Source organism: Streptomyces sp. NBC_00090, assembly GCF_045160815.1.
In the GTDB taxonomy this organism is placed as follows: domain Bacteria; phylum Actinomycetota; class Actinomycetes; order Streptomycetales; family Streptomycetaceae; genus Streptomyces.
Map to the genome: position 1 here is coordinate 7,307,367 of NZ_CP108224.1, position 26,720 is coordinate 7,334,086.

Consider the following 26,720-nt stretch of genomic DNA (forward strand, 5'->3'; position numbering starts at 1 on the left):
TGCTATATGGACATCGGTTCAGCTGAACAGCTCACGCCGGTACCGGAGTTCCTCCAGCTCCCTCCCGGCCGTCACGTCACGGACGGACCTGCCGTCCGGCCGCCAGCCCGCCGCCTCGTAGAACCGCCGGCCCCGCGCGTTCCCCGCGAACACCCAGAGCGCGGCGGTACGGAAACCCGCCGCCGCGATCGCCTCGGTGGACGCGGTGAGCAGCTCGCGCCCGATGCCCGTGCCCCACACCTCCGGAAGGGCGTACAGCGCCGCCAGCTCCGCCGTCGTCGCGGGGTCGAAATCGTCGAACCCCTCGGTCCCGTCGGCCGAGTCGGCCCCGTCCGGCTCCTCGCCCCGCCAGGCCCGGAAGCAGGCGAAGCCCACCACCCGCCCGCCGGCTCCCGTCGCGAGCAGCACGGTGGGGCGGTCCGGCGCCACCAGGCGGGCGCCCCACACGGCGGCGCGCTCCTCCGGGTCCAGGGCGTCCAGGTACGGGCCGGGGAGCAGGTCGCGGTAGGCGGCCCGCCAGGACAGGACGTGGACGGAGGCGAGGTCCGCCGCGTCCTCGGGAAGGGCTTCACGTATCGGCATGCCACATTCTCGGCCCGGTGGACCGTCGAACGCTCCCGCATTTCCCCGGCACCGCGCCCGGTGCCGGGCGGGCGCCGCCGCGCTTTTCGCCTCCGACCTGACGTATCCCTGTGTGACAGCACCGTGAACGGACCGCTCGGAGCGCCCTCGCGCGCCTAGGATCGGCCCGCCGCCGTCCGGTGGCGCGTCCGTCCCACGTGCCGAGGAGTCCCGTGCCGTACTCGCCCGCGCCCGACCGCCGCTCCCTGCTGAAGCTGTTCGCGGCGGGCCCGGCGGTCTCCGCCCTCGGCGGGCTCGCCGCCGCCTCGCCCGCACTCGCGGCACCCGCACTCGCGGCACCCGTGAACGGGGCCGCCACGAACGGCGCCACCGTGCCCGGGATAGTCAAGGCCCTCCCGTCCGAGTGGTTCACCGCCCGGGGCACCAACGCCGAGGCGCGGTTCGACGCCTTCGCGGACACCGGCCTCCTCACCCCCAACGACCGGTTCTTCGTCCGCAACCACACCTCCACCCCCGTCCTCGACGCCGCCGACTGGCGCCTCACGCTCTGGGGCGACGGGCTCCACGGCCGCGGCCCCGTCCACTTCACCTACGGGCAGCTGCGCGACCTGCCCTCCGTCACCCGGACGGCCCTGATCGAGTGCGCCGGAAACGGCCGCAGCCTCTACACGAGCCAGCAGGGCGAGCCCGTCACGGGCACCTCGTGGACCCTCGGCGCCGTCGGGGCCGCCCGCTGGCGGGGTGTCCGCCTCTCCGACGTGCTGCGCCGCGCCGGGATCGCCCACGACGCCGTCGACCTCCTGCCGCGCGGCCTCGACGACCCGTACGTCTCCGGCGGCGTCGACTTCGGCCGGGTCCGCCGCCCGCTGCCGGTCGCCAAGGCCTTCGACGACGTGATCCTCGCGTACGAGATGAACGGCGAGCCGCTCCCGTACGACCACGGCCACCCGGTCCGCCTCGTCGTGCCCTCCTGGGTCGGCATCGCCTCGATCAAGTGGCTCGGCGACATCGAGGTCTCCACCCGGCCGCTCACCTCGCCCTGGTCCACGGACTGGTACCGCCTCTTCGGCGCCGCCCACCCGTCCGGCGGCAGCGCTCCGATCAGCCGCCAGACGATCAAGTCCGCGTACGAACTCCCCTTCGGCGCCACCCTGGAGGCCGACCGGGTCCACCGGCTCACCGGGCGCGCCTGGTCCGCCCACGCGCCCGTGCGATCGGTGGAGGTCTCCACCGACGGCGGGGCCCACTGGCGACGCGCCCGGCTCCTCGACACCCCGCGCCGCGACGGCTGGGTCCGCTGGACCGTGCCGTGGCGCCCGCACCGCACCGGCCCGGGCACCCTGCTCTCCCGTACCACCGACGCCGCCGGCAACACCCAGCCCGAGCGGGCCGTCCACAACACCCAGGGCTATCTCTTCGACGCGGTCGTACGCCACCCGGTCACCATCGCCTGAGCCGCCCTCCGGGCCGCAGCCTCGGCCGCCCCCGAGTCGTCGCCCTAAGCGTCCCCCGAGTCGTCGCCCGAAGCGTCGCCTGGAGCGGCGAAATCTCCTGAATCTTCGTATAAAGGGCTCGGGGGTGCCGTTCCCGGCGCCCCCGTGCGCTCAGGAGGTACGGGACATGCGCCACACGGCTCCGGAAGGCCGCGGCCCGGTCCGTTACGGCCCTCCCGCGCCCGACACCGGGCTGCCCGTCCTCCCCGGGCTCGCCGCCCTCCTCGCCGCCGCGGCCGGCCGGACCGCCCCCGAGCCGCCCGGCGGCGGCCCCGTCCTGCGCGAGGCGGCGGCGGGCTACTGGTGGCGACGGGGCCTGCGCACCCACGCCGAGGACGTCGTCGCGGCCCCCGGCGCCCCCACCCTGCTCCTGGCCCTCATCGCCGCCCACGGCGGCGACCTCCTGCTGCCCCGCCCCTGCCCCGCCTGGTGGACCCCGCAGGCCCGCCTCCTCGGCCGCCCCGCGTACCACGTGCCCACCCCCGCCGAGTGCGGCGGCGTCCCCGACCCGTACGCCCTCCTGGAGACCGTCCGGCGGGTCCGCGCCGAGGGCGGGGACCCCCGGGTCCTGCTGCTCTCCGTCGCGGACGACCCCACCGCCACCGTCCCCCCGCCCGAGACCGTCCGCGAGGCCTGTGAGGCCGCCGTCGCCGAGGGCCTCCACGTCATCAGCGACGAGACCTGGCGCGACACCCTCCACGACCCGCAGGACACCGTGCTCCTCAGCCCCGCCGAGATGTGCCCGGAGGACGTCACCGTCCTCAGCGACCTCGGCGGTGCCCTCGCCCCGGCCGCCTGGCCCTGCGCCGTCGCCCGCTTCCCGCCCACCGACCCGTCCCGCGCCGACCGTTGGACCGACCGCAGGGCCCGCACCCTCGACGTCCTCACGGCCCTCGGTGCCGTCGTCCCGGGCCCCGTCGCCCCCGCCGTCGCGCACGCCCTCGACGAACCCGAGGACGTGACCGTACGGGCCCGGCGTGCCGCCACCGTCCACGGCCGGCTCGCCGCCGCCGCCCACCGCGCCGTCCTCCATGCCGGAGCGCTCGGCCGGCCGCCGAAGGCCGGCCGCCATCTGTACGCCGACCTCGGGCCGTTGAGGGCCGGACTCGCCGCCCGGGGCGTCACCGACTCCCTGGAGCTGGAGAGCCACCTGAGCGCGCGGCTCGCCGCGCCGGTCCCCGGCGGCCACCGCTTCGGCGACGAACTCGGCGCGCTGCGTGTCCGGTTCGGGACCGAGATGTTCCTGGGGGCCACCGAGGAGGAGCGCGCCGAGACCCTCGGTGCCGCCAGGCCCGAGGAACTGCCCCATGTGGCACGTGCGTTGAAGGAATTCGGAGGAGCTCTGGAGGAGCTCCGATGAGCCCGGAAGCCGGCCGTCGACGCCACGAGCTCCGCCGGTCGCTTCCCGAACCCCGTCGGTCACGCCCCGGCGACCCCGTACGAGCCGCGCAGGACGGAGCCCGCAGATGACCGAACGGACGGCAGACACCGCCCGGGCCGCACAGGCCCCGTACCCCTCCGACCCCGTCGCGGCCCCCGCCCCTGCCCCCGCCCCCACCTCCGTACTCCAGCCGGTCGGCCGGCTGCGCCTCGACTGGCCCCGGAGCTTCGTCGACCGGCTCACCGCCCCCCTCCCCGGCGTCCGGGCCATGGCGCGGCTCGCCCGCGAGGGCGCCGTACGCCCCCGCCCCGAAGGCCTCCGCGACATCCCGCTGCTCCCCTTCGAGCCGGGTCCGCTGCCGTCGGCCGGACCCGACGCGCTCGCCGTCACGTGGGCGGGGCACGCCAGCTGGATCCTGGGCATCGGGGGGCTCACCGTCCTCACCGACCCGGTCTGGTCCCGCCGTATCTTCGGCACCCCGGCCCGGCTCACCCCGGTCGGCGTGCGCTGGGAGGACCTGCCGCCCGTCGACGCCGTCGTCATCAGCCACAACCACTTCGACCACCTCGACGCCCCCACCCTGAAGCGACTGCCCCGGCACACCCCGGTGTTCGTCCCGGCCGGGCTCGGGCGCTGGTTCGCCCGCCGCCGGTTCAGCCGCGTGACCGAGCTGGACTGGTGGGAGGCGGCCGAACTCGGCGGTGTCCGCTTCGACTTCGTCCCCGCCCACCACTGGTCCAAGCGCACCCTCCTGGACACCTGCCGCTCCCTGTGGGGAGGCTGGGTCCTCACCGACCGGGCCGGGCGGCGCGTCCACTTCGCGGGGGACACCGGGTACGGCCACTGGTTCGCCGAGATCGGCCGCCGGTACCCCGGCATCGACCTGTCGCTGCTCCCGATCGGCGCCTACGACCCGCGGTGGTGGCTCAGCGACGTCCACACCGACCCGGAGGAGGCGGTCCGCGCCCACCAGGACCTGGGGGCGCGGCGGATGGCCCCCATGCACTGGGCCACGTTCGTCCTCTCCTCCGAACCCGTCCTGGAACCCCTCACCCGGGTCAGGGCAGCCTGGGAGAAGGCCGGCCTGCCCCGCGAGGACCTGTGGGACCTGCCGATCGGCGGCTCACGGGTGCTCGTTCCCCGAGACGCCTGAGGCCCCCGAGGTCCCTGAGCCCCCTGAGGCACCCGAGCCCCCGGAGCCCCCCGAGGTCTTCGAAGCCCCCGGGGCCGTCCGCCGCCCCGACCTCCCCCGCACCCGCCGCCACAGTGCCGGAACCGTGCTGACCAGCACCGTGAGCCCCACCGCCGCCACGATCCCCTGCCACGGCTCCGGGAAGAGCGAACCGCCCAGGATGCCGATCAGCTGGTACGTCGCCGCCCACGCCAGGCAGGCCGCCGCGTCGCCGCGGACGAACCGGGGCAACGGCATCTCCGAGAGCAGACAGGCCAGCATCACCGGGATCCGCCCCGCCGGCACCAGCCGGGAGAGCACGAGCACCGACACCTGATGGGAGTCGAGCCGCTCCTGCGCCTGCGCGAGCCGCTCCTGGGTGACCCGGCTCCGCAGCGCGGCCAGCCAGCGCGAGCCGTTGCGCGAACGGACCCCGCGCTGCCCGAGCCAGTACAGCGCCATGTCGCCCAGCCAGGCGGCGAACGCCGACACCAGGAAGACGAAGAGAAGCGCCGGCGGCCAGTTCTGGTGGAAGGCGACCACCGCCGCCGAACTCACGATCGCGCCCGTCGGCACGACCGGCACCAGCGCGCCGAGCGCCACGAGCAGGAACAACGAGGGGTAGCCGACCGCCTGCTGCGTCGACTCCGGCGGCAGCTCGCGCACCACCGCGGCGATCCGGACGAATCCGTCGATCACCGGGCGACCTCCGGTCGCACCCGCTCGCCGTGGCCGAGCAGGTGCACCACCACCTTCGGCGTGAGCCGCGCGGCCTGCCGGACGAACTCGTCCCCCGGCGCGTGGAACTCGTGCGGCCGGACCCCGTCGAGCCCGATCGGCCAGTACGTGCCGTAGTGCACCGGCACCGCCGCCGCGGGCGAGAGCGCGGCGAGCGCCTGGGCCGCCCGCCCCGCGTCGAGATGACCGTGGCCGAGGTACGGCCCCCAGCCGCCCACCGGCAGCAGCGCCACGTCCACCGGGCCCACCGCCTCCGCCATCCCGTCGAAGAGCCCGGTGTCCCCGGCGAAGTACGTCCGCGCCTCGCCCTCGACGACGTAGCCGAGCGCGGGGGAGCGGTGCGGGCCGACCGGCAGCCGCCGCCCGTCGTGGAGCGCCGGCACGGCCCGTACCGTCACGCCCTCCACCGTCACCGTGTCGCCCGGCTCCACCTCGGTCAGCCGCAGCCCGTTCCCGTCCAGCCTGCGCAGCCCCGGTACGGCGGCGGGGGCCCCGCGCGGCACGATCAGCAGCGTCCCCGGCGCGAGCCGGGCCAGCGAGGGCAGGTGGAGGTGGTCGGCGTGCAGGTGCGAGACGAGGACGGCCTCGGCGCGGGCGGCCTCGGGCGGCGGCAGGGCCCCGCGCCGCCGCCGCAGGTGCGCGAGCCGCCGGGCGAACAGCGGATCGGTGAGGAAGCGGACCCCGGAGTCCTCGACCGTGCAGGTCGCGTGACCCCACCAGGTGACCTCCACCGGCATGCCGCCTTCCGTCCTCGCGGGCTCGGCCGCCGCACTCCGATGTCCGCGACCGTTCCGTAACTCCGTAACGAGGGTAAATGTCCGGAGCGGGCTCCGGAGGATGTTCCGCCGTGCCGATCCCGCAGTAGGGTCGGCCCATGGACGACGTTCGGGTGGCGGCGATCGCCAGCCTCACCCCGCTCGAAGAGCTGGACAGCGACCCCTTCCTGGTCGACACGCGCGGCCAGCACGAGATGTGTGCCCGCTGGGCCGCCGGCAAGGGGTACGTGCTCGCCCGCCAACTCCTCTTCTACGGCCTGCGCCCCGACCATGCCGCCCTGTGGGCGGACGTGGAGGCGGGAGCGGTCGATCTCTTCGTCGCCGCCAACGAACGGGTCCTCGCCCGCGCCGTGACCTCGGTGCCCGGCTTCCGCGCCGAATGCGAGCGGCGTGGCGTGCGCGTCGAGACGGTCTGCCTCGACGAACCGGCGTACGACACGGCGGCCAAGGCCGGCGTGCACCGGCGGCTCTCCATGCCCACCGCCGGGTACGACGGCTCCTGACCCGTCCGCACGTGCGCCCTTCGAGGGCGCGACCTGACACACCCGGGCCGTTCGCCGTCACCCGTTCGCCACCCCGACCGTGGGCGTTGTGCCACGCTTGGGGCAGGTAACGGGCGAAAGGTGAATCGGGCGTGGGAGACGGGCGATGGGGTGGCGCCGACCGCTGGCGGACCGCGGGCGGTGCGCTGGTGCGGATGATCGTGGTCTGGGCGGTGTCCACACTCACCATGCTCGTCCTCGCGGGCGCGCTGCCCGACTTCCAGCTCCAGTCCGCCGACGGCGACAGCTTCACGAGGACGGCGCTCACCGCCGCCACGGCCGCGGGCGCCTTCGGCCTCCTCAGCGCGCTCGTGTGGCCGGTGATCGTCCGCGCCCTGCTCCTCGTCCCGGCCCTGCTCCTCGGCCTCTTGGTGTTCTTCCTGAACGGCTCGATGCTGCTCGTCGCGCTCTGGCTGATCCCCGACGGGCGCGGCGCCGCCGACCCCGAGACCGCCGTCGTGGTCGCCGCCGTCATGTCCGCCGTCGCCTCCGCCACCGCCACGGGCCTCGCCGTCCGCGACGACGACGCCTACCGCCGCCGCCTCTACCGGCTCACGGGCCGCACCCAGCCCCGCGACCCCCACGACACCCCGGAAGCCGTCCCCGGCACCGTCTTCCTCCAGCTCGACGGCGTCGGCCACCACGTCCTGCGCGCCGCCGTCGCCGACGGGCTCATGCCGACCGTCGCCGGCTGGCTGGACGCCGGCCACCGGCTCACCCCCTGGCGCACCGACTGGTCCAGCCAGACCGGCGCCAGCCAGCTCGGCATCCTGCACGGCTCCAACGAGGACGTGCCCGCCTTCCGCTGGTACGAGAAGGACACCGGCCGCCTCATGGTGTCGAACCGCCCGGCCTCCGCGGTGGAGCTCCAGCGCAGGGCCGTGCGCCGCACCGGGGACGGCGGGCTGCTCACCTTCGACGGCGCCTCCCGCGGCAACCTCTTCAGCGGCGGCGCCGACCAGCTCGCCCTCGTCCTGTCGATGGCCGCCCGCCGCGGCCCCCGCAACCGCTCCCGGGCCGGCTACTTCGCGTACTTCTCCGACCCGGCCAACGCCGTCCGTACCGCCGGATCCCTCGTCACCGAGTGCGCCCGCGAGATCTGCCAGTCGATCGGGGCACGGCTGCGCCGCGAGACCCCGAGGGTCTCGCGCGGCGGCACGTACCCCTTCGTGCGGGCCTTCGCGACGGTCGTGGAGCGGGACGTGGTGGTCTCCGCCGTGATGGGGGACATACTGGCCGGGCGGACCGCCGTCTACGCCGACCTCGTCGCGTACGACGAGGTGGCGCACCACTCCGGCCCGCACGGCCGGGACACCGACCAGGTCCTGCGCCGCCTCGACCGGGCGATCGCGCTCATCGAGACCGTCGCCGAGCACGCCCCGCGGCCGTACCGGATCGTGCTCCTCTCCGACCACGGGCAGAGCCCGGGCGAGACCTTCGAGTCGGCGTACGGGCTCTCGCTCAAGGAGCTCGTACGGGCGGGGTGCGGGCTGCCGGTGCCGCGCCGCGTCCGGCGCACCCGCAGCGGGTCGGAGGCGCGCGACGCGGCGAGGGACGCGCTGCGCAGCGCCCTGCACCGGCCGCTGGACGAGAGCGGGGAGGAGGCGCGGGAGCTGCCCGCCAAGCCGTCCGAGCCGGTGGTCCTCGCCTCGGGCAACCTCGGTCTGATCTCCTTCCCCGACGTGCCGCACCGGATGACCCGGGAGGAGATCGACCGGCGCCACCCGGCGCTCCTGCGCACCCTCGCCCACCACCCGGGCGTCGGCTTCGTACTGGTGGCGAGCGCCGAGCACGGCTCGCTGGTGCTCGCCCGCGACGGGGCGGAGGTGCCGGTGGCCGAGCTCACCGACGAGGGGCCGCTGGCCGTCTTCGGGCGGGGCGCGGCGGACGCCGTGCGGCGCACGGACGGCTTCCCGCACGTCGCGGACATCATGGTCAACTCGATGTACGACCCGGCGACCGGCACGGTGCACGCCTTCGAGGAGCAGATCGGTTCCCACGGCGGGCTCGGCGGAGAGCAGTCGCACCCCTTCCTGCTGTCGCCGCCGGAGCTCTCGGCGCCGGTCGGCGAGGGGGAGGAACTGGTCGGCGCGGAGCGGGTCCACACGGTGCTGCGGCGCTGGCTGCGCGAGTCCCTGGGACCGCAGGTGCCGCTGGGGCCGGAGGAGTCGCGGGAGACCGCCCCGTCGTGACCGCCGGGGGAGGCTCGGCCGTGACCGCCGGGGCGGTGAAAGCGGGGCCCCGGACGTAGGCCGCCCGGGCGGATCTCGGCTGCCGGGTGCCGTACGTGTACCCCGGTGGGGCAGTACGGATCTCCGTGAGCCCCGCGCCCGAGCCGACCGCCGAGCCCGCCACCCCGGCGGGCCGCCGGACGCGCTCCGCGCCGGGCGCGGGCCGGTGGATCGCGCTCCTCCTGATCCTCACCGCCCTGCTCGGCACCGGTGCCTCGAACGCCCTCTCCGGCGGCCCCGAACTCCGCCCGCCCGCCGTCGCCCCCGCCTCCGACCCGGGCGGCGAGACGTACGACCCGGCCGCCGCCGAGGCAGGGCTCCCCGGCCGGACCCGGCGGCACCGCACGGGCGTCCGGCCGGTCCCGGTGCGGCGGCGCCCCCGTACGAACCGCCGCCGCACGCGTACCGCCGCCCCCGCTCCCGTACCCGCCCCGCGTGGCGACGCGCTCCGGCGCGTGGTGATGCGCTGCTGAGAGGCCCTCACCTCCCGGCAGTCCCGACATCACCCCCCTCCGCACCGCGAGGAGTTCCGCCATGCCCGTCGACCCGTACGCCGTCCTCCAGGCCCTGCTGCGCGCCGAGGCCTCCCGTGCCCAGCGCGCCGACCGCCGCTCCGCCGAGCCCGCCGACCGCCGCTCAGCCGAGTCCGCCGAGCCGGCGCCCGCCCCGGTGACCGAGCCGCCCGCCCCCAGGGAGGACCCCGTCCACTGAAGGAGCGGGGCCACTGAGCGCGTGGACCCACTGAACGCGCGGAACCCCTGACCGCGCGCACCCACTGAGCGCGCGGAACGATCCGACGCGGGCCCCGGCGGACAAACTGTTTGCGGACCGGTGTACGGACGTACGAGGCTGATCGAATGACCTCGACCGACCGGAACACCAGCCCCGATCGGTCCGCCGGCCCCGCGTCCGGCCCGGGCCCGGACACCGCGGCGCGAGACGCCGACACCGGTGATCGAGGCGCCCGCGCCCGCGGCCTCCCCGCCCGCGCGGGCGCCGGCCTCCTCGCCTTCGCGCGGCGCCCCTACTGGGACCGCCCCACCCCCTCGTACCGCATCCGGCGCTGGCCCGATCTCACCGCGCTCTGCTTAGCCACCGTCTTCTTCTGGTCGAGCCTCACGCCCTCCCTCGTGCCCCGGCCCTGGTACCTCCAGGGGATCGTCGGCGGCATCACCGCCGCCATCGGCTACGCCCTCGGCTCCACCCTCGCCTGGCTCGTCCGCGCCCTCGCGCCCCGGCTCCCCGGAGAGCGGATCCGCACCCGCTGCTGGCAGGCATACTGGCTGCTCAGCCCGGTCCTCGCCGTCTCACTCATCTCCGAGAGCGCCCGGATGCAGCGTCAGCTCCGGGTCCTGCAAGGGCTCCCGCCCACCCTCACCTGGCACACGCCGATGATCGCGCTGATCGCCCTCGGCCTCCTCCTCGCCGCGCTCCTCGTCGCCCGCTCCGTACGGCTCGGGTCCGTCACCCTGATCCGGCTGCTCGGCAGGCTCCTCCCGGGCCCCGTCGCCTTCGCCGTCGGCGTGGCCCTGTCCGGCCTCGTCGTCCTCGTCGGCGTCCGCGACGTCGTCTTCGACCGGGGCGTCGTCGACATCGCCGACCGCATCGCCGAGGCCACCAACGACGGCACCAAGGACGGCATCCGGCGCCCCGCGTCCCGCCACGTCTCCGGCGGCCCCGGCTCCCTCGTCCGCTGGGAGGACCTCGGCTTCCAGGGCCGCAACTTCACCGGCTCCACGCCCACCCGCGCCGGCCTCACCGCCTGGACCGGCCGGCCCGCCCGCGAACCGGTCCGCGTCTACGTACCCTCCGCGCTGCCCGCCGCCTTCCGGGACGACAGCCCCTTCGCAGCCCAGGCCCGGCTCGCCGTCCGCGAACTCGAACGCACCGGAGCCTTCGACCGCGCCGTCCTCGCCGTCGCCGGCACCACCGGCACCGGCTGGATCGACCCGAACGTCACCGAGGCCCTGGAGTACATGTACGAGGGCGACACCGCGATCGTCGCCGTCCAGTACTCGTACCTCCCGAGCTGGGTCTCCTTCCTCGTCGACAAGGAGAAGGCCGGGCGGGCGACCCGGGCCCTCCTCGACGCCGTCCGCGCCCGCCTCGGCACCCTCCCCACCGACCGGCGGCCCAAGCTCGTCGTCACCGGCGAGAGCCTCGGCGCCTATGCCGTCGAGGCCTCCTTCGGCAGTGCCGACGCGCTCCTCGCCGGAACCGACGGCGCCCTCCTGATGGGTGCCCCCCACTTCTCCCCGATCTCCCGGGAGATCCGCCGCGACCGCGACCCTGGCAGCCCCGTCTGGCGCCCCCAGTACCGGGGCGGCACCCACATCCGCTTCGCCCAGTTCCCCCGGACCGACCTCGCCCGCCCGACCGCCGTCTGGGAACGACCGCGCGCGGTCTACCTCCAGAACGCCTCCGACCCCGTCGTCTGGTGGTCGCCCGACCTGCTCCTCGACCGCCCCGACTGGCTCGACGAACCGCTCGGCCCCGACATCACCCCCGAGATCAGCTGGTTCCCGTTCGTCGCCTTCTGGCAGACCTCCGTGGACATGACCGTCTCCTACGGCGTCGACGCCCCGCACGGCCACCGGTACGGGGCCGGCGCCGTCGACGCCTGGGCCGCCGTCCTGCCGCCACCCGACTGGACCCCCGACGACACGAACCGCCTGCGCGCCTTCATCCGCCATCGCAAGGCCGCGTACTGAGGGAACGTCAGGGCTGGACGAGGCCCGAGTGGGCGGTGGGAGGACGGGGTCGGGGGAGCCATGGGGGCTCCTCCAAGGAGGTGGCTACGCCTCCGCGCCGTTACGCCTCCGTCCGCCCCGTTACGCCTCGGCGACCGTGAGCGCCTCCGGAGCCCGCCGGCCGTGCAGCGTGACGAGGACCGCCGTCGTGGTGGCGAGGACCGCGAGCGCCGGCAGCGCCGGGACGAGACCGACGAGCGGCCCCGCCGCCAGACAGCACACCCCGCCCACGGCGAGGGCGGTCGGCCGCCGTCCCGAGGTGCGCAGCACGATCGCGGCGGCGCCGAGCAGATAGACGCCGACACCCCCGGTCAGGGACCAGGCGACGACCCCGTGCAGCGGCTCGGCGAGGCCGTAGTGACCGGTGTCGGCGACCTGTTGGAGGACCTTCTTCATGCCGAGCGCGCAGAGCACGACACCGGCGACCAGCGGCAGGTGCAGGAAGGTGTACACGTCCCGGGCGAAGCGGGTGCGGTCGTCGCCCTCGAGCCGGGCGAGCCGGTGCTCGGCGGCCTCGCCGAGCTGCCGGAAGTACAGCCGCCACAGCCCGGCGGCGAGCAGCAGCCCGGCCGCCGAGGCGCCGAGGACCGCGAGGGTGAGCGGGAAGCCGGAGACCCCGACGCCCATCGCCACGATGGACTCGCCGAGGGCGATGATCACGATCAGGCCGTGGCGTTCGGCGAAGTGCCCGGCGGAGTTGACCCGCCAGCCGGAGGAGCCGGTGACGTAGATCCCGCCGTAGTCGACGACCACCGCGCCCAGCCACAGCAGGAGTTGGACCCGGCCGCTGTACGCGCTCCCGATCAGCAGCAGGGCCAGCGGCGGCAGTACGGACAGCAGCGCCGTGCGGCGCAGTGTGGCCCGCAGCGCCGTGTCGCCCGGGCTGGAGACCCAGTACGAGGCGAGGTGCAGGACGCGCACCGCCCCGTAGCAGAGCACGAACACCAGCGGTTCGGAGAGCCCGCCGGGGGCGTCCGCGAAGACCTTGGGCACGGCGAGCGACACGATGAGGACGACGGCCATGACGGTGACGAGGACCGCGAACACGCCGCCCGAGTCGGCCCGTACGACATTTCCCAGCCACGCGAAGCAGCACCAGCACCACCAGAGCAGCGCGAGCACGACCATCGCGCCGACCACCCGCACCGGCGAGGGGCCCGCCGCCATCAGGGCGGTGACCTGCGTGATCGCGTACACGAACACCAGGTCGAAGAAGAGTTCCGCGGGCGTCACCCGGTGATCGTCCCCGGTGGCCACCATGCGGGCCCGTTGCCTGTTCCATGCCATGAGCCGTCTCCCCCTCCGGGGGACCGGTCCCGGCCACCCCGGCGCGAACACTACTCACGGCGGGGGAGCGGCGACACGGTTGTCCGAAGTCCGGCACGCTTCCCGAATCGTGTTCGTCGCCCCGGCGCTCGACACCATCCGCAGCCTCACTTCTCACCGCATGAGGGACTCCGCGTCGACCACGCTCTCCCAAGCCGGGTTCGGGGCTTCACCGGGCCAGGTGAACTTCGTGGAGCTCGCCTTGGACGACGCGCCTGCGGCGTCTTCCCCGACGAGCAGGGCCAGACTGACGTAGCCGCCCTCGTTCTGCACGGAGGTGTCTTCGGCCACCACGACGAGGACTCGATCGCCCACTCGCGCGTGCTCGATCCCGTTGATGCGGTAGTCGACCGTCTCGGCCAACTCCTCATCGGTCAAATCGCGTCCCAGCTTGCCCTCGAAGTCGGAGCGCACCTGTGCGACCGAGACGATTCCTCCCTGCTCCCGCACCTCGACGGTGGTAGGGGCGCCGGTGTCCCGCTGCCGCTCCACGGAGATCGTCAAGATCGTCTCGACAACGGCAGCCGACTCGGTGACCAGCGGTCGGGTGGCGGTGACCGTGCCGCTGATCACGTTGACGGCCTTGGACTGGCGGACGAACGCGGCAAGGCTGGGAGCGGCGTAGCTGCGGACGGGAGTGCCGATGAGGGGCACGGTGTGGTCCGCGGTGTCGCGCGAGCCGGTCTCCGTCCCACGGCTCGGTGCCGACTGCGATCCGCGCGCGGAGTCCTTCACCGAGGGGCCCTCGGCGTCGCCGGAGCACGCCGACAGGGTCAGCGGCAGCATGAGCCCCGCCGCCAGGACGCCAAAGGTGACACGGCGCGAAGCCGACCTGTCAGTAGAGGTGGTTGATGCCATTTCCGTCATCCCCTGTCGGAGTGGTTGGTCGGATCCACAGGATCCGGCGATATGACGTCGGCCCGACCAGCCCGGTTTCACGCGCGGCGACATCCGGCGGACGCAGGCGAACCTCGGCGACCGCCGTGGCTCCCTGAAGCCTGGGGGAGGGGGCGCCCGATCGAGGCTCCGGGGGGCTCCGCATTACCTGACAGGTAATCGACCCGCCCCGGGCCTCGCGGCATGCTCAGGGACACCGGAACCCGGGCGGCGCACTCCGCTCGGGCTCCGGACCCACCACCAGCACGAACGTCCCCCATGGAGGGTGATCCGCCATGTCCCAGGCCCTGCTCGCCGGCCTCGCCCGCACCACCCGCCCCCACTCCGCGGTGCGCCGCTTCCTCGCCCTCGACGCCGTGGTCACCGGGGCCAACGGGCTCGCCTACCTCACCGCCTCCGGCCCCCTCGGCGAGCTCCTCGGCGTCGACGCGGGCCTGCTGCTCGAACTCGGTGTCTTCCTGACCCTGTTCGCGGCCGGGGTCGCCTGGCTCGCGAGCCGCCCGCAGCCCCCGGCGCTCGCCGTGAAGCTGGTCGTCGACGCCAACGCGCTCTGGGCCGTCCTGAGCATCGTCGCCCTCGTCGCCTGGCTGGAGCCGACCACCGCCGGCCTGCTGTGGACGCCGATGCAGGCGGTCACCGTCGCCGGGTTCGCCGGGCTCCAGTGGGCCGCGCTGCGGGCCGTCGCGGCTACTCGCTGACCGGGGCCGCGGCCGGTGACCGGAGGTACGCGACCGTCTCCGCGTCGGCCGGGAGCAGCGTCTCGATGGCCAGCTCGGCGACGGTCACGTCCATCGGCGTGTTGAACGTCGAGATCGACGACACGAACGACAGGATCCGCCCGTCGTGCTCGATCCGCATCGGCAGCGCGATGTACGGGTACGGCTCGTCGTCGGGCGCGCTCTCGTCCTCGGCGCCCGGCGGCAGCGGATAGGCCGCCACCTCCTCGTACAGCGCGCGCAGCGCCTCCGACCTGGCCAGCGCGATCTGCCGCTCCATCTGCGCCAGCAGATGCCCCCGCCACTCCCGCAGGTTCCGGATCCGCGGCGCCAGGCCCTCCGGGTGCAGGGTGAGCCGCATCGCGTTCAGCGGCGGGGCCAGCAGATGCTCCGGCAGCCCGTCGAGCAGCAGCCCGATGCCCCGATTGGCCGCCACCACCGTGTACGAACCGTCCACCACGAACGCCGGATACGGCTCGTACCCCTGCAACAGCCGCTCGATGCCCTCCCGCAGCGCCTCCAGGCGCGGGGCGTCGAGCGGCGACTCCGTGTACCGGGGGGCGTACCCGGCGGCGAGCAGCAGCGCGTTCCGCTCCCGCATCGGCACGTCCAGGTGCTCGGCGAGCCGGAGGACCATCTCCTCGCTCGGCCGGGAACGGCCCGTCTCCACGAAGGAGATGTGTCGCGCCGAGGAGTCTGCGCGCAGCGCGAGCTCCAGCTGACTCAGCCGGCGCTGCTCACGCCAGCTGCGCAGCAGCGGCCCTACCCCCGTGTCGCTCACGACAGTTGTCATGGCCAGACGGTATCCCAGAGGGGGACCCGGGTACGTTCTCCCCGGGACCCTGTCCTTCACCGCGCACCACCCGACCGGAGGGAGCACCATCGTGCCCACACAGCCGCTGTCGCAGAAGGAGATCGAGGACCGTCTGCGGGAGCTCCCCGGGTGGTCCCTCGAAGGCGACCGTCTCGCCCGCAGCTACCGGCTCGGCGACCACTTCGCCGCGACCGCGCTCGTCGTGCACGTGGCCCAGATCCAGCAGGAGCTCGACCACCACTCCGACCTGACCCTCGGCTACAACACCGTGGCCCTGTCCGTGAACACCCACTCCGCCGGCGGGGCCGTCACCGAGAAGGACTTCCAGCTCGCCGAGCGCGTCGAAGGGATCGCCCCCGGCCACGGTGCCGCCTGACCCCCTGTCTCCTCCGGCTTCCTCCGGCCTCCTCCGATGCCTTTCGTAGGATCACCGGCATGGCGGACACCATGCTCGACTACGAGGCCGAAGCGGCGCACTACGACCGGACCCGCGGCGGAGTGCCCCGCGCCGAGGCCGCGGCCGAGGCGGTGCTCCGCCTCGTGCCGGCCACCGCCCGCACCCTGCTCGACGTGGCCTGCGGCACCGGCCTCGTCACCGAACGGCTCACCAGGGCCGGGCTGCACGTGTACGGCGCCGACGCCGCCCACGCCATGCTGCGGACGGCCGACGGGCGTCTGCCCGGACGGACCGTCCGCGCCGACGCCCGACGGCTGCCGCTGCCCGACGCCTCCGTGGACGCGGTCACCGCCGTCTGGCTGCTGCACCTCGTCCCCTTCGCGCCGCGGATCGTCGCCGAGGCGGCCCGTGTACTGCGCCCCGGCGGCGTCCTCGTCGCCACCGTCGACAAGGACGCCGCACACGACGTCGGCAGCGACATCGACGAGCTCCTGCGCCCCCACCGCTCGCACGCCGCCGCCTCCGACCGCTCCGACCTGATCACCCGGCACGCCGCGGCCCACGGCCTCGCCCCCGCCCCCGGAACCCACTTCACGGGCCACGGACAGGGCCGCACCCCGCGCGACACGGCGCGGAAGCTGCGCAGCGGCTACTTCGCCTCCTGGTTCGACGGCGACACGGCGTCCATCGACGCGCTCGCCGCCGCCCTCGCGGCCCTCCCGGACCAGGATCGCCCCCGTGACGACCCCCGATACCGGCTGGCCCGCTTCGTCAGGCGCGGCTGACCGTTCAGAGGTGGAGGTCCTGGGACCCGAGGAGCTCCGGGCCCGCCTCGCCGAGACCGTACGGACGCCGGCGCTGCGCTACGCCTGAGGACGACCCCTCAGGACTCCGCCCCGCCCCAGGCGTCCGCGGCGAACGCGGCGAACGCGCGCGGCTCGCGGCCCAGGATCCGCTTCACCCCGTCCGTCGCCGAGGCGTTGTGGCCGTCGAGGAGCGTCGCGAACAGCGCCGCGAGCCACTCGGCCTCCGGCGCCGGGAGGCCGAAGCCGGTGAGGAGTCCGGCGTACTCGGCCTCGGACGCCGCCTCGTAGACCACCGGGCGTCCCGAGGCGTGCGAGATCTCCGCCGCCACCTCCGCGAAGCCCACCGGCCGCGGCCCCGTCACCTCATGGACCCGGCCCGCGTGCCCGTCCGCCGTCAGGGTCTCGACGACCACGTCCGCCAGGTCGTCCGCGTCGATGAAGGGCTCGGCCGTGTCACCGGCCGGGAAGACCAGCACGCCCTCCGCGACCCCCTCCGCGAGCAGCCCCTCGGAGAAGTTCTGCGCGAAGAACGAGGCCCGGACGACGGTCAGTTCGACCCCGGCGGCCGCCGCCCGCAGGGCCTCCTCCGCCACGACGGCCTCGGGCTCCCCGCGCCCGGACAACAGCGTCAGGCGCCGCACCCCGCTCTCGGCGGCGAGCCGGCCGAAGGTGCTCATCGCCCCGGCCGCGCCGGGAGCCGCGAGGTCCGGGTAGTAGGCCACGTACGCGGCGTCCGCGCCCCGCAGCGCCGGGCCCCAGGTCGCCGGGTCCTCCCAGTCGAAGGGGGTCGTGCCGGTACGGGACCCGGCGCGGACGGTCGCCCCGCGGGCCCCGAGCCGCTCGGCCACGCGCCGACCGGTCTTGCCGGAGGCGCTGGTGACCAGGACGGTCGACGTGCTCCGAGCGTCCTGATCGCCGTGCGCGCTCCCGGTGTCCTGCGTGCTCGGGGTGGACTGGGCGCTCTGGATGTTCCGCGTGTTCTGCGTGTTCGTCGTCATGGCTCAAGCCTCCCGCCCACGGCCCCGCCCGCCCATGCTCCGCCGTCTCACCCACCTACGCCTCCGTCTCATCCTCCGCACCCCCTAGGCCTCCGTCCCACCCTCCGCACCCCCTACGCTTGCGGACCATGGACGCACTCGCCGGACTCCTCGACGGGCCCCGGGCCAAGGGCGCCTTCCTGCTCCGCATGATCATGGAGCCGCCGTGGTCCGTACGGATCGAGGACGGCGCGCCGCTCTGCCTCATGTGCGTCACCGAGGGCGAGGCCTGGATCGTCCACGACACCGGTGAACCCGTCCTCCTCCGGCCCGGCGACATCGCGATCGCCCGCGGCCCGGAGCCGTACACCGTCGCCCACGCCCCCGACGCACCGCCCCGCGCCCGGATCGGCCCCGACGGCGGCTGCACCACCCTCACCGGGGAGCCGCTCGCCCAGACCATGCGGCTGGGCGTCCGCACCTGGGGCAACGCCCCGGACGGCAGCACCACGGTCCTCGTCGGCACCTATCGGATGGACGGCGAGGTCGGCCGCCGACTGCTCGACGCGCTGCCTGCCCTGCTCCACCTGCCCGCCGAGGTGTGGAACTGCCCTCTCATGCCCTTCCTGGACGAGGAGATCGCCCGCGACGAACCCGGTCAGACCGTCGTCCTCGACCGGGTCCTCGACCTGCTGCTCATCGCCGGGGTCCGCGCCTGGTTCTCCCGGCCGGGAGCCGAGGCGCCCGCCTGGTACCGGGCCATGGGCGACCCCGTGGTCGGCCAGGCGCTCCGGCTGCTCCAGAACGACCCGGCCCACCCCTGGACCGTCGCCTCCCTCGCCACGAAGGCGGGCGTGTCCCGGGCCGCGCTCGCCAGGCGCTTCACCGAGCTCGTCGGCGAACCCCCGATGGCGTACCTCACCGGCTGGCGGCTCGCGCTCGCCGCCGACCTGCTGCGCGAGACGGACGCCACCGTCGAGGCGGTCGCCCGACAGGTCGGCTACAGCGGCGCGTTCGCCCTGAGCGCGGCCTTCAAGCGGGTCCGGGGCCTCAGCCCGCAGGAGCACCGCGCCCGGAGCTGAGCCGTACGGCCGACCGACCGGCCGACCGGCCGACCGGCCGACCGGCCGACCGAGCGAGCGACCGTACGGCCCGCCCTTGTGTTCGTTGCCGGACCGGCAACATTTCTCGCGTGTTCTGCCGCCCCACGGCACCCTGGAACCATGAGTCAGCACCGCGCATCCCACCACGGCCACGACCACCAGCAGGACCAGGGCCACGGTCACGGCCATCGCCACGACGGCACCCACCTGGACTGGAACGAGCTGGCCCCGGTCCTGGAGCGGGAGGCCGAGATCGCGAGCCCCGCCTACCTCGACGCGGCGGCCTGGCTCGGCACCCTCGCCCCGGTCCACGGCGTCCGGCGGATCCTCGACATCGGCAGCGGTCCCGGTGTCGTCACGAGCCTGCTCGCGGAGGCCTTCCCGGCCGCCGAGACCGTCGCGGTCGACGGCACCCCCGAACTCCTCGTGCGGGCCCGCGACCGTGCCGGGACCCGAGGCCTCGGCCCCCGGGTCTCCACCCTCCACGCCGAACTCCCCGAGGACATCGGCACCCTGGGCGAGGCCGACCTGATCTGGGCCGGCAATTCCCTCCACCACATCGGGGACCAGCGGGCCGCGCTCGCGGAGCTCGCCGGCCTTCTGCGCCCCGGCGGCCTGATCGCCCTCGTCGAGGGCGGCCTGCCCACCCGCTACCTGCCCCGGCACATCGGCATCGGCCGACCTGGCCTGGAGGCCCGCCTCGCCGCCGCCCACGCCGACTCGTTCAGCGGGATGCGCACCGAACTGCCCGGATTCAAGGACGAGCCGGAGGACTGGCGGGCGCTCCTCGCAGGTGTCGGCCTCACCCCGGCCGGCACCCGCACCTTCCTCACCGACGTCCCCGCGCCCGTCTCCCCGGTCGTCCGCGAGCTGGCCCTCGCCCACTACCAGCGGCTGCGCGAGGGCCTCGGCGAGCGGATCGACCCGGACGACCGGAAGACGCTCGACCGGCTCCTCGACCCGGCCGACGAGAAGTCCCTGCACCACCGCACGGACCTCTTCCACCTCACGGCCCGCACCGTCCACACCGCCCGCAAGGGCTGACGGCCGGGGGCGCCAGGGGCGCCGGGATGCCGAGGCGGCGAGGCGGCGAGGCGATGAGGCCGGGCGCCCCGGGGGACCGGGGGTGCCCGGCCCCCGGGGCGCCGCGTGTCAGGACACCGGCTCCAGCCGCCACCACTGGAACGGGGAGTCGGTGTCCTCCCACTGCCGTACGGCTCCGCCGGCGTCCCGCGAGCCGTCCGCGACCTCCAGGTAAAGCCCGCTGACGAAGCTCGCCAGCGCCACCGTCCCCGGCGACTGGAGGTCCCGCTCGATGACCCACTCCTGGGCGCCGAAGTTGTTCGGCTTCCACTGCTGGATCAGGGCGCCGTTCTCCGTGGACGCGTTCATGACGTCGAGCCGTTTCCCGCTGGCCGCGTTGACCAGGTGGTACAGCCCGCCGCCGTTCGGCACGGGCGTGATGTGCCAGTGCTGCCCGGGGGTCGCGCTCTCGGCCCCCTGCTGCACCTTGGCACCGCTGCGGCTCGACCCCTCGTACACCTCGAGGAGCAGTCCGCTCGCCACGTTCCGTATGCGGTAGAGGCCCTCCTCGACCGGCGTCGGGGCACCACTCACCGTTCGTTCCCCTTCTCGCACTTCTCCCACGCGTTCTCCCCCGGGCGCCCCTTCTCAGGCGCCGACGTGGAACTCCGCCGGGTCCGGACCGATACGGCGGTTCTCGTCCAGGGCGGCGATCGCCGCCAGGTCCTCCGTGTCCAGCTCGAAGTCGAAGACGTCGATGTTCTCGCGGATGCGCGAGGGGGTCACAGACTTCGGGATCACCACGTTCCCCAGCTGGAGGTGCCAGCGCAGGACCACCTGGGCCGGCGTCCGCCCGTGCTTCCGGGCGATCGCCACGATCGCCGGCACGTCGAGGAGCCCCTTGCCCTGGCCGAGCGGCGACCACGCCTCCGTCGCGATGCCGTGCCGGGCGTGCGCCTCGCGCGAGGCCCCCTGCTGGAGCTGCGGGTGGAGCTCGATCTGGTTGACGGCGGGCACGACCGAGGTCTCGCCGATCAGCCGCTCCAGGTGCTCGGGAAGGAAGTTCGAGACGCCGATCGCCCTCGCCCGCCCGTCCGCGTGGATCTTCTCGAACGCCCGGTACGTGTCGACGTACGCGTCCTTCGACGGCAGCGGCCAGTGGATCAGGTACAGGTCGACGTGGTCGAGGCCCAGCTTGTCGAGCGAGGCGTCGAAGGCGCGCATCGTCGAGTCGTAACCCTGCTCGCTGTTCCACAGCTTGGTCGTGACGAACAGCTCCTCGCGCGGGATCCCGGAGGCGGCGACGGCCTGCCCGGTGCCCCGCTCGTTCTGGTAGATCGCGGCTGTGTCGATCGAGCGGTAGCCGGACTCCAGGGCGGTGGTCACGGCCGTCGCCGCCTCGTCGTCCGGCACCTGCCACACGCCGAAGCCCAGCTGCGGCATGCGCACGCCGTTGTTGAGGGTGACCGAGGGGACCTGGCCGGGGGTGCTGTCCGTGCTCACGTGGAGAGGATCCTTACGTCGTCGCGGGCTCTACTGGTCGTACCGGGTGTACGCGTCCTGGTCGTACGAGGCGTACAGAGGTACCTTCCAGCGTCAACGATCACGGACCCCTCGGCATTCCGCGCCGCCCGCCTGACACGTACGACGCCTCACCCGTACGACGCCTCACCCGTACAGCGCCTCGACCTCCGCCGCGTACGCCCGCTCGATCGCCTTCCGCTTCAGCTTCAGCGACGGGGTCAGCAGCCCGTGCTCCTCGCTGAAGGGGTGCGCCAGGATCCGGAAGGTCCGGATCGACTCGGCCTGCGAGACCAGCGTGTTGGCCGCCACCACCCCCCGCCGGAGCTCCGTCTCCAGGGACGGATCGCGCACCAGCTCGGCCGGCGAGAGCGGCGCCCGCCCCTGCATCGCGAGCCAGTGCTCCACCGCCTCCTGATCGAGCGTCACCAGCGCGGCGATGTACGGCCGGTCGTTGCCGACGACGATGCACTGGGCGATCAGGGGGTGCGCCCGCACCCGCTCCTCGAGACCCGACGGCGCGACGCTCTTGCCGCCCGAGGTCACCAGGATCTCCTTCTTCCGCCCGGTGATCGTCAGATAGCCGTCCTCGTCGAGCGAGCCCAGGTCACCGGTGGCCAGCCAGCCGTCGTTGAGCACCGCCGCCGTCGACCGCGGGTCGTTGAGGTAGCCGGAGAAGACCTGCCCGCCGTGCAGCCACACCTCGCCGTCCTCCGCGATGTGCACCGTCGTACCGGGGACCGGCTGCCCCACCGTGCCGTACCGGGTCCGCTCGGGCGGGTTCGCGGTGGCGGCCGCGGAGGACTCGGTCAGCCCGTACCCCTCGAAGATCGTGATGCCGGCGCCCGCGAAGAACAGCCCCTGCCGACGGGCCATCGCCGAGCCGCCCGACATCGCGTGCCGCATCCGCCCGCCCAGGGCGGCGCGGACCTTCCCGTACACCGTCTTCTCGAAGAACTGGTGCTGCACGCGCAGCGCGGCGGACGGCCCCGGGCCGATGCCGAACGCCTTGTGCTCCAGGGCCTCCGCGTACGCGACCGCCACCTCCACGGCCTTGTCGAAGGGGGCGGTCCTCCCCTCGCTCTCCGCTCTGCGGCGGGCCGCGTGGAAGACCTTCTCGAAGACGTACGGGACGGCGAGGACGAAACTCGGCCGGAAGGCCGCCAGGTCCGGCAGCAGCTCGGAGGCCGTCATCACGGGCTGGTGGCCGAGTTTCACACCGCCCCGGACCGCCGCCACCTGCACCATCCGCCCGAAGACGTGCGCCAGCGGAAGGAACAGCAGGGTCGACGCCTGCTCCCCGGGCCGGGACCGGAAGACCGGCTCCCAGCGGCCGGTCAGCATGTCCGACTCGAACATGAAGTTGGCGTGGGTGATCACACAGCCCTTCGGGCGGCCGGTCGTCCCCGAGGTGTAGATGACCGTGGCGACCGACTCCGGCGTCACCGCCCGCCGGTGCCGCTGCACGACCTCCTCGTCGATCTCCGCACCCGCCTCCGTCAGCTCGGCCACGGCCCCGGCCCCCGCGTCCAGCTGCCACAGCCGCTGGAGCCGGGGGAGCCGGTCGACCACCGAACCGATCGTCATCGCGTGGTCCTCGTGCTCCACCACGCACGCCGTGACCTCGGCGTCGTGCAGCATCCAGAAGACCTGCTCGGCGGAGGACGTCGGATAGATCGGCACGGGCTGCGCGCCCAGCGTCCACAGCGCGAAGTCGAAGAGCGTCCACTCGTAGCGCGTACGGGACATGATCGCGACCCGGTCGCCGAACCGCACCCCCTGCGCGATCAGCCCCTTCGCGAGGCCGAGGACCTCGTCCCGGAACCGCGCGGCCGTCACGTCCCGCCACTGCCCGTCCGCGCCCTTGCGGCCGAGGGCGACCCGGTCCGGGTCGGCGAGGGCGTGATCGAACACGGCGTCCGCAAGACCGCCGACCTGAGGCGCCGCCGCGACGGGCGGCACGGTGAACTCACGCACTGGCCTGCTCCTCCCTCACCGGCTCGACGGCACGACGGCACGATGGCTCGATGGCTGAAAGGGACCGCTGTAGCGCTCCGTACAGCGCGGGTGACGGTACCCCACCCGCCAGCCCGGTGGGAGGGCCTTCACCAAGCCGGGACATTCCGCGTTCGCACAGGTCAGAGCGGGTGACGGGGGCAATTCGCGGGTACGGCGGCGCCGTTGCCGACCGCTCGGTACGTCCGCCGGGCGTGAATCTCCACGGAATCTGTACCCCCTGCTCACGGGAGGGCGGGAGGAAGGCGCCGTGGCCGGTCCGCGAGGTCCCGCCGAGGAACGCGGCCCGGCGCGGCGGCCGGGGTCGGTCCGGGGTGGCCGGTGCGGTCGGTCCGGCACGGAGGGCGCTGCCCGGTCCGTCCGTTCCCGCTGCCCGTTCCGTTCGTTCACCTGCCCGTTCCGTTCGTTCACGGCTACCCGGTCCGTCCGGTCATGGCTGCCCGCTCCGCCCGTTCACCCGCGGCCGGTCCGGCCGTTCACCGCGGCCGGTGCAGCCGGTCACCGCCCGCCAGGATCGCCTCCGCCAACGCGTCCGCCGCCTCCTGCGTCGCCCCGCCCCGCCGCCCCCGGAGCAGGACGAAGCCGACCTCGCCGAGCTCCGGAAGCCCCGCGCGGGCCGGTACCGGGACGAGCCCCTGCGGCACCAGGCCGCGCGTGTGCGCCATCACCCCGAGCCCGGCACGGGCGGCCGCGACGTTCGCGCTCAGGCTGGAACTCGTACACGCGATCCGCCACGCCCGGCCCTGCGCCTGGAGCGCCTCCAGCGCCCGCGCCCGCGTGATGCCCGGCGGCGGAAACAGGATGAGCGGCACCGGACGGTCCGGTTCGACCCGCAGCCCCGGCGCCCCGATCCAGATCAGGGAGTCCTGCCACACGAGCCGGCCCTCGCTCTCCTCGCCGCGGCGCTTCGCCAGGATCAGATCCAGCCGGCCTGCCGCGAGCCGGGCCTGGAGCGTCCCCGACAGCTCCACCGTCAGCTCCAGGTCGACCTCGGGGTGCTCGCGCCGGAAGGACTCCAGGATCTCCGGCAGCCGGGTCGTCACGAAGTCCTCCGACGCGCCGAACCGCAGCCGCCCGCGCAGCCGGGTCCCGCTGAAGAAGGCCGCCGCCCGCTCGTGCGCCTGGAGGATCGAGCGCGCGAAACCGAGCATCGCCTCGCCGTCCTCCGTCAGCTCCACGCTGTGCGTGTCCCGGGTGAACAGCGGACGCCCCGTCGCCTCCTCCAGGCGCCGTACGTGCTGGCTGACCGTCGACTGCCGCACGCCGAGCCGGCGCGCGGCCTGCGTGAAGCTCAGGGTCTGGGCCACGGCGAGAAAGGTGCGCAGCTGCGTGGGTTCGTACACATGACGACCGTAGCCCCTGTCATCACGGAACACGATGACAGTCAGAGTGCTGTGCGGGATTCCCGATCACCGCCCGCTGGACCAGGATGGAAGCGCACCCGCACTCGACAGAGCTGAAGACCATGAACCCCCGCGCCACCCGCCGTACCCTCCGTCCGCCGTCCCGGCTCCCCGTCGACGCGTACGTCCTGGCGCTCCTCGGCACCGTCGGCCTCGCCGCGCTCCTCCCCGCCTCCGGGGCAGCCGCCACCGTCGCGGAGGGCGCGTCGACCGGGGCGGTGGCGCTGCTGTTCTTCCTCTACGGGGCCCGGCTCTCCACCCGGGAGGCGCTCGACGGCCTCCGGCACTGGCGGCTCCACCTCACCGTCCTCGGCTGCACCTTCCTGCTCTTCCCCCTCCTCGGGCTCGCCGCACGGGGCCTCGTCCCCACCGTGCTCACCCCGCAGCTCTACGGCGGTCTGCTCTTCCTCTGCCTGGTGCCCTCCACCATCCAGTCCTCCATCGCCTTCACCTCGATCGCCCGGGGCAACGTCCCCGCGGCGATCTGCGCGGGATCCTTCTCCTCCCTCGCCGGAATCGTCCTGACCCCACTCCTCGCGGCGCTGCTCCTCGGCGGCGCGGGCGGCCTCTCCGCCGACTCCCTCATGAAGATCGTGCTCCAGCTGCTCGTGCCGTTCCTGGCCGGGCAGTTCCTGCGCCGCTGGGTCGGCGGCTTCCTCGTCCGCCACAAGAAGGTCCTCGGACGGGTCGACCGGGGCTCGATCCTCCTCGTCGTCTACACCGCCTTCAGCCAGGGCATGGTCGCCGGCGTGTGGCAGCTGGTGACCCCGGCGCGCCTCGGGCTGCTCCTCGCCGTCGAGGCCGTCCTGCTCGCCGTGATGCTGACACTGACCTGGTTCGGGGCGAAGCGGCTCGGCTTCGACCGGGCCGACCGCGTCGCCATCCAGTTCGCCGGATCGAAGAAGAGCCTGGCCGCCGGACTGCCCATGGCCAGCGTCCTCTTCGGCGCGCACGCCTCGCTGGCCGTGCTCCCGCTGATGCTCTTCCACCAGATGCAGCTGATGGTCTGCGCGGTCGTCGCCGGCCGGCGGTCCCGCGACCCGGACCCGGCCCCCGCCTCCGCCCTCGCCTCCGTACCCGTACCCGTCGGCCGGATCACACCCCCACCCGCCCCGCGATGATCATCCGGGCCGCTACGGTGCTCCCATGCCCTCACTCGATTCCGGCCGCACCGCGCTCGTCCTCGTCGACCTGATGGAGCGCATCGTCGCGCTGCCCCTCGCCCCCCGCCCCGGCACCGACGTCCTCGCCGCGGCCGCCAGGCTCGCCGACACCTTCCGGGCCGCCGGTGCGCCCGTCGTCCACATCCGGGTCGAGCGGCCGAACGTCGCCGTCCAGCCGTCCGGCAGCGAGCTCGTCCCCGACCTCGTCGAGGACGGCGACTCGGTCGTCGTCAAGCGCACCATCGGCGGGTTCCACGACACCGGACTCCACGAGCTGCTCGCCGGATCGGGCGCCAAGACCCTCGTCCTCGGCGGCATCGCCACCAACCTCGGCGTCGAGTCCACCGCCCGTGCCGCCTGCGACCTCGGCTACGACCTCGTCTTCGCCGAGGACGCGATGACCGCCCTCACCGCCGACGAGCACCGGGCCTCCGTCGAGCTCGACTTCCCCCGCCTCGGCACGGTCGCCGCCGTCGCCGACATCACCCTGGACGGCCCCGCGTGACACCGGTCCCGATACGGTACGGGGCCCGCCCCTGCTCCCTCGTCGTCTGCCGGGGCTGCTGCTGCGGCGACGCCCGCAAGAACCCCGGCACCGACCACGCCGCCCAGCTCGCCCGCCTCCGCGAGGCCGCAGCTGCCTCCGGCGGCCGGCTCGCGGTCCGTACGAGCGACTGCCTCGGCCCCTGCGCCCAGGCCAACATCGTCGTCGTCCAGCCCTCCACCGAGGGCCGCCGCCGCGGCGGACGGGCCGCCTGGATCGGCTTCACCCTGGACGAGGACTGCCTCGACGACATCCTCGCCTGGACGGCGGCCGGCGGCCCCGGTTTGGCGAAGCCCCCGGCCACCCTCACGCTCCAGATGATCGACCCGCCGAAGAACTGACCCGCACCC

At 74.4% G+C, this 26,720-nt stretch carries 27 protein-coding genes; 16 read left to right on the forward strand and 11 right to left on the reverse strand.

Going from position 1 to position 26,720, the window contains the following annotated elements; translation table 11 throughout:
- Positions 1-18 precede the first annotated feature (18 nt).
- Positions 19-582: a GNAT family N-acetyltransferase gene (locus OG361_RS32530; RefSeq protein WP_405859232.1), complete on the reverse strand. Its 564-nt coding sequence runs from the start codon at positions 580-582 to the stop codon at positions 19-21.
- Between the two features lie 212 nt (positions 583-794).
- Here OG361_RS32530 and OG361_RS32535 point away from each other — a divergent pair, with 212 nt between their 5' ends.
- The 3 genes from OG361_RS32535 (at position 795) to OG361_RS32545 (ending at position 4,609) form a co-directional block, all read left to right on the forward strand.
- On the forward strand, positions 795-2,036 hold the full coding sequence (locus tag OG361_RS32535) for a sulfite oxidase (protein ID WP_405859234.1): 1,242 nt from the start codon (positions 795-797) through the stop codon (positions 2,034-2,036).
- Between the two features lie 166 nt (positions 2,037-2,202).
- A complete protein-coding gene (locus OG361_RS32540; RefSeq protein WP_405859236.1) occupies positions 2,203-3,435 on the forward strand; it encodes an aminotransferase class I/II-fold pyridoxal phosphate-dependent enzyme in 1,233 nt (410 codons plus the stop codon).
- Positions 3,436-3,541: 106 nt separating this feature from the next.
- The gene (locus tag OG361_RS32545) at positions 3,542-4,609 is read left to right on the forward strand and encodes an MBL fold metallo-hydrolase (protein WP_405859238.1); all 1,068 of its coding nucleotides are present in this window, start codon (positions 3,542-3,544) and stop codon (positions 4,607-4,609) included.
- Here the strand turns inward: OG361_RS32545 and OG361_RS32550 are convergent.
- Positions 4,580-5,326 (reverse strand): DedA family protein, encoded by a 747-nt coding sequence (locus tag OG361_RS32550; protein WP_405859240.1) that lies wholly within the window; start codon positions 5,324-5,326, stop codon positions 4,580-4,582. The genes OG361_RS32545 and OG361_RS32550 overlap by 30 nt on opposite strands.
- Positions 5,323-6,102, reverse strand: coding sequence for an MBL fold metallo-hydrolase (locus tag OG361_RS32555; RefSeq protein WP_405859242.1), 780 nt, complete (start codon positions 6,100-6,102; stop codon positions 5,323-5,325). Before OG361_RS32555 ends, OG361_RS32550 begins: the two co-directional genes overlap by 4 nt.
- A gap of 137 nt (positions 6,103-6,239) precedes the next feature.
- On the opposite strand from OG361_RS32555, the gene OG361_RS32560 reads away from it, so the two are divergent.
- From OG361_RS32560 to OG361_RS32580, 5 genes are all read left to right on the forward strand, one after another.
- The gene (locus OG361_RS32560) at positions 6,240-6,644 is read left to right on the forward strand and encodes a hypothetical protein (RefSeq protein ID WP_405859244.1); all 405 of its coding nucleotides are present in this window, start codon (positions 6,240-6,242) and stop codon (positions 6,642-6,644) included.
- Between the two features lie 194 nt (positions 6,645-6,838).
- Positions 6,839-8,875, forward strand: a complete 2,037-nt coding sequence (locus tag OG361_RS32565; RefSeq protein ID WP_405862568.1) for a phage holin family protein — start codon at positions 6,839-6,841, stop codon at positions 8,873-8,875.
- 125 nt (positions 8,876-9,000) lie between these two features.
- On the forward strand, positions 9,001-9,387 hold the full coding sequence (locus tag OG361_RS32570; RefSeq protein ID WP_405859246.1) for a hypothetical protein: 387 nt from the start codon (positions 9,001-9,003) through the stop codon (positions 9,385-9,387).
- A gap of 61 nt (positions 9,388-9,448) precedes the next feature.
- Entirely contained in the window at positions 9,449-9,625 is a 177-nt protein-coding gene (locus OG361_RS32575; RefSeq protein WP_405859248.1) for a hypothetical protein, read from the forward strand.
- A 146-nt stretch (positions 9,626-9,771) separates the two neighbouring features.
- Positions 9,772-11,625, forward strand: a complete 1,854-nt coding sequence (locus OG361_RS32580; RefSeq protein WP_405859250.1) for an alpha/beta hydrolase — start codon at positions 9,772-9,774, stop codon at positions 11,623-11,625.
- A 120-nt stretch (positions 11,626-11,745) separates the two neighbouring features.
- Here the strand turns inward: OG361_RS32580 and OG361_RS32585 are convergent, their stop codons facing one another.
- Positions 11,746-12,951, reverse strand: a complete 1,206-nt coding sequence (locus OG361_RS32585; protein WP_405859252.1) for a low temperature requirement protein A — start codon at positions 12,949-12,951, stop codon at positions 11,746-11,748.
- 153 nt (positions 12,952-13,104) lie between these two features.
- On the reverse strand, positions 13,105-13,776 hold the full coding sequence (locus OG361_RS32590; protein ID WP_405859254.1) for a hypothetical protein: 672 nt from the start codon (positions 13,774-13,776) through the stop codon (positions 13,105-13,107).
- 386 nt (positions 13,777-14,162) lie between these two features.
- Between OG361_RS32590 and OG361_RS32595 the strand changes: the two genes are divergently transcribed.
- A complete protein-coding gene (locus OG361_RS32595; RefSeq protein ID WP_384561040.1) occupies positions 14,163-14,585 on the forward strand; it encodes a hypothetical protein in 423 nt (140 codons plus the stop codon).
- Here the strand turns inward: OG361_RS32595 and OG361_RS32600 are convergent.
- Positions 14,575-15,396 (reverse strand): helix-turn-helix domain-containing protein, encoded by an 822-nt coding sequence (locus OG361_RS32600; protein WP_405859256.1) that lies wholly within the window; start codon positions 15,394-15,396, stop codon positions 14,575-14,577. The genes OG361_RS32595 and OG361_RS32600 overlap by 11 nt on opposite strands.
- A gap of 91 nt (positions 15,397-15,487) precedes the next feature.
- Here OG361_RS32600 and OG361_RS32605 point away from each other — a divergent pair, with 91 nt between their 5' ends.
- Together OG361_RS32605 and OG361_RS32610 are read left to right on the forward strand one after the other, a co-directional pair.
- Complete coding sequence (locus tag OG361_RS32605; protein WP_405859258.1) at positions 15,488-15,793, forward strand: 4a-hydroxytetrahydrobiopterin dehydratase; 306 nt, start codon at positions 15,488-15,490, stop codon at positions 15,791-15,793.
- A 71-nt stretch (positions 15,794-15,864) separates the two neighbouring features.
- A complete protein-coding gene (locus OG361_RS32610) occupies positions 15,865-16,599 on the forward strand; it encodes a class I SAM-dependent methyltransferase (RefSeq protein WP_405862570.1) in 735 nt (244 codons plus the stop codon).
- A gap of 98 nt (positions 16,600-16,697) precedes the next feature.
- On the opposite strand, the gene OG361_RS32615 is transcribed toward OG361_RS32610, so the two are convergent.
- Positions 16,698-17,618, reverse strand: coding sequence for an NmrA family transcriptional regulator (locus OG361_RS32615; RefSeq protein ID WP_405859260.1), 921 nt, complete (start codon positions 17,616-17,618; stop codon positions 16,698-16,700).
- Positions 17,619-17,746: 128 nt separating this feature from the next.
- On the opposite strand from OG361_RS32615, the gene OG361_RS32620 reads away from it, so the two are divergent.
- Together OG361_RS32620 and OG361_RS32625 are read left to right on the forward strand one after the other, a co-directional pair.
- A complete protein-coding gene (locus tag OG361_RS32620; protein WP_405859262.1) occupies positions 17,747-18,679 on the forward strand; it encodes a cupin domain-containing protein in 933 nt (310 codons plus the stop codon).
- A gap of 141 nt (positions 18,680-18,820) precedes the next feature.
- On the forward strand, positions 18,821-19,744 hold the full coding sequence (locus OG361_RS32625; protein WP_405859264.1) for a class I SAM-dependent methyltransferase: 924 nt from the start codon (positions 18,821-18,823) through the stop codon (positions 19,742-19,744).
- A gap of 108 nt (positions 19,745-19,852) precedes the next feature.
- Here the strand turns inward: OG361_RS32625 and OG361_RS32630 are convergent, their stop codons facing one another.
- From OG361_RS32630 to OG361_RS32645, 4 genes are all read right to left on the reverse strand, one after another.
- A complete protein-coding gene (locus OG361_RS32630) occupies positions 19,853-20,317 on the reverse strand; it encodes an RICIN domain-containing protein (protein WP_405859266.1) in 465 nt (154 codons plus the stop codon).
- A gap of 54 nt (positions 20,318-20,371) precedes the next feature.
- Complete coding sequence (locus OG361_RS32635; protein WP_384561500.1) at positions 20,372-21,166, reverse strand: aldo/keto reductase; 795 nt, start codon at positions 21,164-21,166, stop codon at positions 20,372-20,374.
- Between the two features lie 225 nt (positions 21,167-21,391).
- The gene (locus OG361_RS32640; RefSeq protein WP_405859268.1) at positions 21,392-23,221 is read right to left on the reverse strand and encodes an AMP-dependent synthetase/ligase; all 1,830 of its coding nucleotides are present in this window, start codon (positions 23,219-23,221) and stop codon (positions 21,392-21,394) included.
- Positions 23,222-23,736: 515 nt separating this feature from the next.
- Positions 23,737-24,603: a LysR substrate-binding domain-containing protein gene (locus OG361_RS32645; protein ID WP_405859270.1), complete on the reverse strand. Its 867-nt coding sequence runs from the start codon at positions 24,601-24,603 to the stop codon at positions 23,737-23,739.
- 122 nt (positions 24,604-24,725) lie between these two features.
- On the opposite strand from OG361_RS32645, the gene OG361_RS32650 reads away from it, so the two are divergent.
- Genes OG361_RS32650 through OG361_RS32660 form a run of 3 tightly spaced genes read left to right on the forward strand, consistent with a single transcriptional unit; the run spans position 24,726 to position 26,711 of the window.
- On the forward strand, positions 24,726-25,784 hold the full coding sequence (locus OG361_RS32650; RefSeq protein WP_405859272.1) for a bile acid:sodium symporter family protein: 1,059 nt from the start codon (positions 24,726-24,728) through the stop codon (positions 25,782-25,784).
- Positions 25,785-25,809: 25 nt separating this feature from the next.
- On the forward strand, positions 25,810-26,331 hold the full coding sequence (locus tag OG361_RS32655) for an isochorismatase family protein (protein ID WP_405859274.1): 522 nt from the start codon (positions 25,810-25,812) through the stop codon (positions 26,329-26,331).
- Positions 26,328-26,711, forward strand: coding sequence for a (2Fe-2S) ferredoxin domain-containing protein (locus OG361_RS32660; protein ID WP_384561009.1), 384 nt, complete (start codon positions 26,328-26,330; stop codon positions 26,709-26,711). Before OG361_RS32655 ends, OG361_RS32660 begins: the two co-directional genes overlap by 4 nt.
- The last annotated feature ends 9 nt before the right edge of the window (positions 26,712-26,720 follow it).

Coding starts and splice junctions, on each gene's coding strand:
- OG361_RS32530 (WP_405859232.1), bottom strand. CDS start 582: ATGCCGATACGTGAAGCCCTTCCCGAGGACGCGGCGGACCTCGCCTCC.
- OG361_RS32540 (WP_405859236.1), top strand. CDS start 2,203: ATGCGCCACACGGCTCCGGAAGGCCGCGGCCCGGTCCGTTACGGCCCT.
- OG361_RS32545 (WP_405859238.1), top strand. CDS start 3,542: ATGACCGAACGGACGGCAGACACCGCCCGGGCCGCACAGGCCCCGTAC.
- OG361_RS32555 (WP_405859242.1), bottom strand. CDS start 6,102: ATGCCGGTGGAGGTCACCTGGTGGGGTCACGCGACCTGCACGGTCGAG.
- OG361_RS32560 (WP_405859244.1), top strand. CDS start 6,240: ATGGACGACGTTCGGGTGGCGGCGATCGCCAGCCTCACCCCGCTCGAA.
- OG361_RS32565 (WP_405862568.1), top strand. CDS start 6,839: ATGATCGTGGTCTGGGCGGTGTCCACACTCACCATGCTCGTCCTCGCG.
- OG361_RS32575 (WP_405859248.1), top strand. CDS start 9,449: ATGCCCGTCGACCCGTACGCCGTCCTCCAGGCCCTGCTGCGCGCCGAG.
- OG361_RS32580 (WP_405859250.1), top strand. CDS start 9,772: ATGACCTCGACCGACCGGAACACCAGCCCCGATCGGTCCGCCGGCCCC.
- OG361_RS32585 (WP_405859252.1), bottom strand. CDS start 12,951: ATGGCATGGAACAGGCAACGGGCCCGCATGGTGGCCACCGGGGACGAT.
- OG361_RS32590 (WP_405859254.1), bottom strand. CDS start 13,776: ATGCTGCCGCTGACCCTGTCGGCGTGCTCCGGCGACGCCGAGGGCCCC.
- OG361_RS32595 (WP_384561040.1), top strand. CDS start 14,163: ATGTCCCAGGCCCTGCTCGCCGGCCTCGCCCGCACCACCCGCCCCCAC.
- OG361_RS32600 (WP_405859256.1), bottom strand. CDS start 15,396: ATGACAACTGTCGTGAGCGACACGGGGGTAGGGCCGCTGCTGCGCAGC.
- OG361_RS32610 (WP_405862570.1), top strand. CDS start 15,865: ATGCTCGACTACGAGGCCGAAGCGGCGCACTACGACCGGACCCGCGGC.
- OG361_RS32615 (WP_405859260.1), bottom strand. CDS start 17,618: ATGACGACGAACACGCAGAACACGCGGAACATCCAGAGCGCCCAGTCC.
- OG361_RS32620 (WP_405859262.1), top strand. CDS start 17,747: ATGGACGCACTCGCCGGACTCCTCGACGGGCCCCGGGCCAAGGGCGCC.
- OG361_RS32625 (WP_405859264.1), top strand. CDS start 18,821: ATGAGTCAGCACCGCGCATCCCACCACGGCCACGACCACCAGCAGGAC.
- OG361_RS32635 (WP_384561500.1), bottom strand. CDS start 21,166: ATGCCGCAGCTGGGCTTCGGCGTGTGGCAGGTGCCGGACGACGAGGCG.
- OG361_RS32650 (WP_405859272.1), top strand. CDS start 24,726: ATGAACCCCCGCGCCACCCGCCGTACCCTCCGTCCGCCGTCCCGGCTC.
- OG361_RS32655 (WP_405859274.1), top strand. CDS start 25,810: ATGCCCTCACTCGATTCCGGCCGCACCGCGCTCGTCCTCGTCGACCTG.